This is a genomic window from Malikia granosa (assembly GCF_002980595.1).
Classification (GTDB): Bacteria; Pseudomonadota; Gammaproteobacteria; order Burkholderiales; family Burkholderiaceae_C; genus Malikia; species Malikia granosa.
Genome location: NZ_PVLQ01000098.1, coordinates 1 through 5,968, shown reverse-complemented (window position 1 = coordinate 5,968; position 5,968 = coordinate 1). Strand labels below are relative to the sequence as shown.

The 5,968-nt window shown below is 63.1% G+C and carries 6 protein-coding genes; 4 read left to right on the top strand and 2 right to left on the bottom strand.

The genetic code is table 11. The features are described from left to right. Together tnpC and C6P64_RS16330 are read left to right on the top strand one after the other, a co-directional pair. On the top strand, positions 1–724 hold a 724-nt coding region (tnpC, locus tag C6P64_RS16335), incomplete at its 5' end, for an IS66 family transposase (RefSeq protein WP_146115955.1). Beyond that, complete coding sequence (locus C6P64_RS16330; protein ID WP_105749603.1) at positions 721–1,242, top strand: hypothetical protein; 522 nt, start codon at positions 721–723, stop codon at positions 1,240–1,242. The genes tnpC and C6P64_RS16330, both read left to right, overlap by 4 nt. On the opposite strand, the gene C6P64_RS16325 is transcribed toward C6P64_RS16330, so the two are convergent. Continuing rightward, entirely contained in the window at positions 1,154–1,945 is a 792-nt protein-coding gene (locus C6P64_RS16325; RefSeq protein WP_211296873.1) for an AAA family ATPase, read from the bottom strand. The genes C6P64_RS16330 and C6P64_RS16325 overlap by 89 nt on opposite strands. Positions 1,946–2,289: 344 nt before the next feature. Here C6P64_RS16325 and C6P64_RS18030 point away from each other — a divergent pair, with 344 nt between their 5' ends. Beyond that, the gene (locus tag C6P64_RS18030; protein ID WP_146115954.1) at positions 2,290–2,709 is read left to right on the top strand and encodes a hypothetical protein; all 420 of its coding nucleotides are present in this window, start codon (positions 2,290–2,292) and stop codon (positions 2,707–2,709) included. A gap of 81 nt (positions 2,710–2,790) precedes the next feature. Beyond that, positions 2,791–2,916 (top strand): hypothetical protein, encoded by a 126-nt coding sequence (locus C6P64_RS18740; RefSeq protein ID WP_281257977.1) that lies wholly within the window; start codon positions 2,791–2,793, stop codon positions 2,914–2,916. 952 nt (positions 2,917–3,868) lie between these two features. Here the strand turns inward: C6P64_RS18740 and C6P64_RS16320 are convergent. Beyond that, positions 3,869–5,857 carry an AAA family ATPase gene (locus tag C6P64_RS16320; protein WP_105749602.1) on the bottom strand — a complete coding sequence of 663 codons (1,989 nt, stop codon included), beginning with the start codon at positions 5,855–5,857 and terminating at the stop codon, positions 3,869–3,871. Positions 5,858–5,968: the final 111 nt, after the last annotated feature.

The following is a 5,968-nucleotide window of genomic DNA, read 5'->3' as shown; positions in this document are numbered from 1 at the left end:
GGCCTGGTACCAGTACACACCCGATCGCAAAGGCGAACATCCGCAGCGCCACTTGCGCCACTACCGTGGCATCCTGCAGGCGGATGCCTACGGCGGCTGGGGCAAGCTCTACGCGGGGCCGATCACCGAGGCGGCGTGCTGGGCACACGCCCGCCGGCCCTGGTGGGATTTGTACCTCAGCAGTGGCCGCGATGAGACCTCCATCGCGGCACAAGCGCTCAGACGCATTGCCGAGCTGTATGCGATCGAGCGCGACATCCGGGGGCAAGCCCCTGAGGTCCGATGCGAGCAACGCCAAGCGCGGGCGGGTCCGTTGTTGCGGGATATGCACGCCTGGCTGAGCCAACTGCTGGGACGGGTGTCGGCCAAATCGGAGTTGGCGCAAGCCATCGGCTACAGCCTGACGCGCTGGCGGGCCCTGACACGGTATTGCGACGATGGCCGCATCGAAATGGACAACAACGCGGCCGAGCGGGCGCTGCGCGGTGTCGCCCTGGGCAGGGGCAACTACCTGTTCATGGGCTCGGACGCGGGCGGCGAGCGCGCGGCCGCCATCTACAGCCTGGTGCAGACCGCCAAGCTCAACGGGCTCGACCCCGAGGCCTACCTGCGCGAGGTGCTCGGCCGTATTGCCGAGCATCCCATCAATCGCATCGAGGAACTGTTGCCTTGGAACTTGACGGCGATCGGTACCGGGCATGTGGAACAACGGCTGGCGGCATGAGCGCACCCGGCATTGACGCGCGGGTGCTTGAAGCCCTGCAGCAGGCCAGTAGCCTGGAGCTGTACCAGCTCAGCACAGTCATCGAACGCCTGCTGGCTGACCCGCGGCGCATCCTTGCCGTGCGCAAGGACCTGCATCTCGGGCAGACCGTGCGCTTTATGGACTGGCGCGATGGCAGCCTGCGCGAGGGCAAGGTCGTGGCCATGCGCGACACCCAGGTCACGCTGCACGAGTTGCGCGAACGCCATGAGTGGAAGTTGCCTTACGCAGCCATTGAGCCGCCGCAACCCGATCCAGTGGTGCCTCCCCAGGCAGCAGAGCCAGAGCCGCCCCAAGCCCCTCAGCCAACCCGCGACGACTTTCGCCGCGGAGAGAAGGTAGCCTTCGAGGACAAGTACCTGCAGACCGTGGTGGGCACCATCGTGCGCATCAACAGCCGAACCGCCACCATCGATCCCGGCGATGGCACCCAGTGGCGCGTCGGCTTCGCCTTGCTGCGTCACGTCCTCGACGTTTGACCTCTCTGCATCCCTTCGTCAAGAGGGTAATGAGGCGACGCTTACCGTAAATGTTGCAGAAGGCCTGGAACTCTCCCGCCGTGGCGCGTCCCACGGCCGGATCCACGGGCAGTCCGACGGCGTGCAGTCGGTCCGCCATTGACCAGGAGCGAGGCGAAGGCCAGGCGGGATCTTGTGGGCTGATGTGATGGAGCAGCGTTGGCCGGAAGGACAGGAAGGCCAGCACCTGCTCGGACAGTCCACTGCGCAACCCCCAGGCCTTGAAGCTGTCCAGATCGGGGACGAGGTCGAGGTGTATGAAGCGGTTGGCCAGAGCCGACGGCATCTCGAACACAGCGGCGCGATCGGCCTTGCGGTTGCCTGCAGCCCAGATGTACCAGCCATCCGGTACCCGGTAACTGCCGACCTGCCGGTCCAGGATGAGCTGCTGCGCTATGCCCTGCATGGCGGGTGGCGCCATGTTGATCTCGTCCAGGAACAGGATGCCGCGGCCCTCGGTCGGCAGGAACTCAGGTGGAAACCAGCGCGAGACTCCATTCTCGGCCACTGGCAGGCCGCGCAGGTCGGTGGGAGCGAGCTGGCTCAGCCGCAGGTCGACCAGCTGCAGGTCGTGCTGCCTGGCGACTTCCGCCACGATGGTGGACTTGCCAATGCCAGGCGGTCCCCAGAGCATCAGGCTCAGTTGCAGTTGGTGCTCGACCAAGCGGCTCAGGTATCCTGAGCGTCAATCACGCCCCAGGCGGGCGGTCAAGTATGGGGTTTGCCGGACGGGTACCGTGAACCTGCTGAAGTCGGCCAAGATTGCGGACGCGCTTGGGGACGGTGGAGCACCCACTGGCGCGCAGATTGCCCAGGATGCCAGCGACAGGATCTTTGACGAGCAGGAAGAGTGGGGGTGTTCTGCGAGGTAATAAAACCTTGGCAGGCCCCGAGGAAAAGCCGCCACCCGGGGGGGGGTCCGCGAAGCGGGCGCCCGGGGGCGCAGGCGGGGATCTACCTTTTCCAGCGCCACACCTCCCTATCCAAGCTCTAAGCTCTCGAGGAAGCTTGCCCACCCCCGAATTTATGAGTAGGGTGGTCGAGCTCTACGACGTTAGAGAAGAGTCATGTAGCCTCCCCGAGCTCTCCGACTTCCACGGGGCATGGTTCTATCAGATGGGGCTCAGGACTTTTCGGGGTAATAACGTTGCAATTTTCGAGGACGATAAAAGAAGCGCCATAACAGGCCAGCCGGAGCATCACAAGGTGGTTGAGCAGGCAAATGCAAACGATGCGGCCAACGGCATCCCACTGGATCCTGGACTGGATCCACGCTTCGCGACTCATCGGGATGCCCAGCAGCGGCTGGACCCAAACAATTCAGCAAGCCCGACTCCCCTGCTGGATGACTTCTCGAGTGGCGCCGGCGCAGGCGCCTCGGGAGAATCTGCATCGGCGTCTGGTTCGGCTTCGGCTGCCGCCCATTGAAGCGCCGAGGCGCCCACTGATCCGGATTCCACGCTGGCTGCCATTCAGAGGGACACCGAGCGCCAAAAGCGCTTCGTGATCATGGCCGACGAAAACATCAAGCGCTCCATCCTGGCCATGCTGAAGATGCGCGGGCAGGTGTACTACTCAGGGAACTCAGCGGTGATCACCGTAGGTCTGGTCACCGCGCTAGAAAAGCAGCGGTAAGTGACTGCAGCGCGCGTCGGTTCCGACATGCACACGGTCAACTTGAAGTTGTCCCGTGACGGCGACTGTCCAATGGCGCCCCCATCCTCCGGCTGGGATGCCTTGGAGGTGCTTTCCGACATTCTCAAGAGTGGATACGACAGTCTCCAGTCAGGCGTCTAGAACGTAAGCGTGGCCTGAAGGCCCTTACAGTTGCAGCAGGTACCTTACCCAGGGACCTGCGTAAGTAACTTATTCAAGCCCATCACTCAGCCCAGACCAACGTCTTGTCCTTCCCTCGATTTGCCTCCCAGGTATCGAGAACCAATTTCACGACGAACAAGTCCTTGCAGAAAGCGTACTGCAACACCCGGTGCCGTCAGGCGCTCCAGATTGGATGAGCTTCTCGAGCGCCTTGACCATCCCGTGCGGAATCTCTCCGTCCGCGTCTCGTAGCCCCAGGCCGATACGCTCCGCTAGTCCCAGTCAGAAGACGGAACCGGCCGAATTTTCACCAGCGATCAGGCAAGCCGCAAGCAGGCGCGAGGCCACAGCGAGCCAACCCCTATAAGCAGAAATCGACAGCTTCCTAGATGTGTTGTGCACCTTCTTCTACTCCTAGGTTGTGCTGCCGACCTGGTGGAGGAACTTGGTCGCCTTGCTTCAGTATGGCGACAAAGTGTTCAAGGTCACGCTGACCTACGCTCGGCACCTTCCAGCGCCGACGACACCGGCAGGAACCCGCAGCTTTCAGGTCGTGATCTGGTTGCCGTTTTTTCGGGTGTGTTGTTACGGTTGACCAACCAGCGGACCTGTCACTCGCGCGTCGTCACTCCTTTTGAAATCCTTGTGCCTTGGGCCTGTGTCGTTGTGTCACCCCCTAAAGGGTGGTGACCACAAAACGACACAAAGACAGCCTGTATCGCGTATGTGTCCTGACTACCAAAAGACACATGACACATCAGAATGGAAATTACTTTGCGCCTTCGGCAATGCAGACCATGCCGGCAGCCTCGTGGACGGCCTGCGCAGCCAGGAGGGAGCGAAGTGCGCGATACACGTTGCTGCGCTCATACCTCCCTTCGAAGTGCTTGCAAACGTCAGCCTTTCTCACGCCGACCTTTCGCTGCCCCAAAAACTCGACCACAGCGCCTTCGACCTCGCCCAAGCGCCGACCCTTGGACTTCTTTTCTGGTGCGTCGGAGGGCTTCACCACACAGGTGCTGGCAGGCCTCCCCCACTTCGTCATGCCCATCGTTACGGTTTCCAGAGTGAAACCGATGCGCTCGCCCTTTGTGCCCAGATCCCGCTGCTTCATGACTTCGGCGCAGCGGACAGTCGCTGTCTCTTGCACTTCAATTTCCGTGTCGACGGCTGCGCGCAGACTCGAATGCCCTCGTGCTCCCTTGGCGGCGTCCTTGCCGGAGTGGTGAATCAGCAGGAAGTGGGCGCCTGTCTCAGCTCGGATGCGGTCGAATCGACCAACGACCAAGCCCATGTCCTCCCCGCTGTTTTCGTTCGCGCCGGCGGTCATCCGGGCCAGGGTGTCGCCAATCACCAGTGCTGCCTTGCAGCCTGCCATGCGCTCCACCTGCTTGACCGCGTTGATGAGCATCTCGGTGTCGGAGTCGTTGCCGTGCAAATTCACGGGCGCCTGCACGATGGCAAAGTTGGGAACCCTACATCCGTGGTGGATCTGGTACGCCTGCAAGCGGCTCTTGACCGATGCGGGAGACTCGGCCGCGACGTAGACGACAAGGCCCTGCTCGACCTGGCGACCCATCCATGGAACACCTCTTGCGACGGCACAGGCAAGGTCAATCACCAGAAAAGTCTTGCCGCTGTTGCTGTCGCCGTAGATCACGCTGCCAGCGCCGACCGTCAGGACGCCTTCCACCAACTCATCGGGCGGCGTGTAGTCGCTCGGCAGGTCGTGCGCGAACACGATCCCCAGGGGCAGCTCGGCCGCAGGCTTCTGGACCGTCATCTCCAGCAAGTCCTCCAGCACATCGAGCCCGTCACGCAGCGCCAAGTCGGCAACATCGCTGTTGCTCGGCCAGCCATCGGGCATGGTCACGAATTCCCCGCCGACCTCGATGGCTATCCGCCGGGCGTCGTCCTCTTTGCCGGTGTCGGCCACCAGTACCAGCTTGGCGGTGGCGTCCTTGTCGCGCAATGCCTTCGCCACCTTGCCCATACTGCCGGCTCCGAACGCGACCACGGCTGCCCTGCCTGTTGCCTGCCAGCAGGCCCACGCAGCGCCGATGCCCTCACAGATGTAGGCGATGCCGCCCGGTTGTAGATCACCGACAACATGGTGGGCGCCGGAAATGGAGCAGCCAGCCAGGTTCAGCTTGCCAGGCTTGCCGGCCTTCTTCAGCTTGGCGGCCACCTCGGGCGGTGGGATGAATTGCAGGCTCTGGAGGCTACCGTCGTGGACCGCGCGCGCAGCGACTACCAGGGCGCCGGCCATGCTCTCGCCCGCGATCCGCAGCGGGTCGTCGGCTGGAACCACGCGAAGGTCATCCAGCGGGATGCCCTCGGCCCTCTTGCCCACGATGTAGCCGTGGCCGTGGGTAGCCGGCAGGCAGCGGCTCCAGACCTCGGTGGGGCTCATGCCTGGGGCTGGCTTCTTGGCTGGTGTCACTGGGGTCGTTCGTGTCACAACGGTTGGCGACACCGGGCGGGACACCGGCGCCTTGCCCTTGCGGTAGCCGTGTTGGGCAGCGGTGCGGAACAGGGTTTTCTCGGTGATGCCCTTGCCGTCCTTGAAGCTGTGCCAGGTGTGGCGGCAGGCGGCGGCGTCGTAGTTGCCGGCCTGGGCGCTCCAGGCGTCGAAGTCCTCGAAGTCGATCCCGGATGTTTTCGCTGCCATGCCGATCCGAACCCAGTCCTCACGCGGCAGCTCGGCGGGGATATGGTGCAGCGCGTCGAGCGCGTCCTGGATGTCGGCGGCACTCATGCTTGCCAACCACAGCTAGTTGATCGAAAGGCAGCGGCCTCGGCTAGCGTTGCGAACGTGCCCAGACTTGTTGGGCGGTCGCAGGCGATGTACTAAGTTTTCTGAAAGAAT

Coding starts and splice junctions, on each gene's coding strand:
- C6P64_RS16330 (WP_105749603.1), top strand. CDS start 721: ATGAGCGCACCCGGCATTGACGCGCGGGTGCTTGAAGCCCTGCAGCAG.
- C6P64_RS16320 (WP_105749602.1), bottom strand. CDS start 5,857: ATGAGTGCCGCCGACATCCAGGACGCGCTCGACGCGCTGCACCATATC.
- C6P64_RS18740 (WP_281257977.1), top strand. CDS start 2,791: ATGGCCGACGAAAACATCAAGCGCTCCATCCTGGCCATGCTGAAGATG.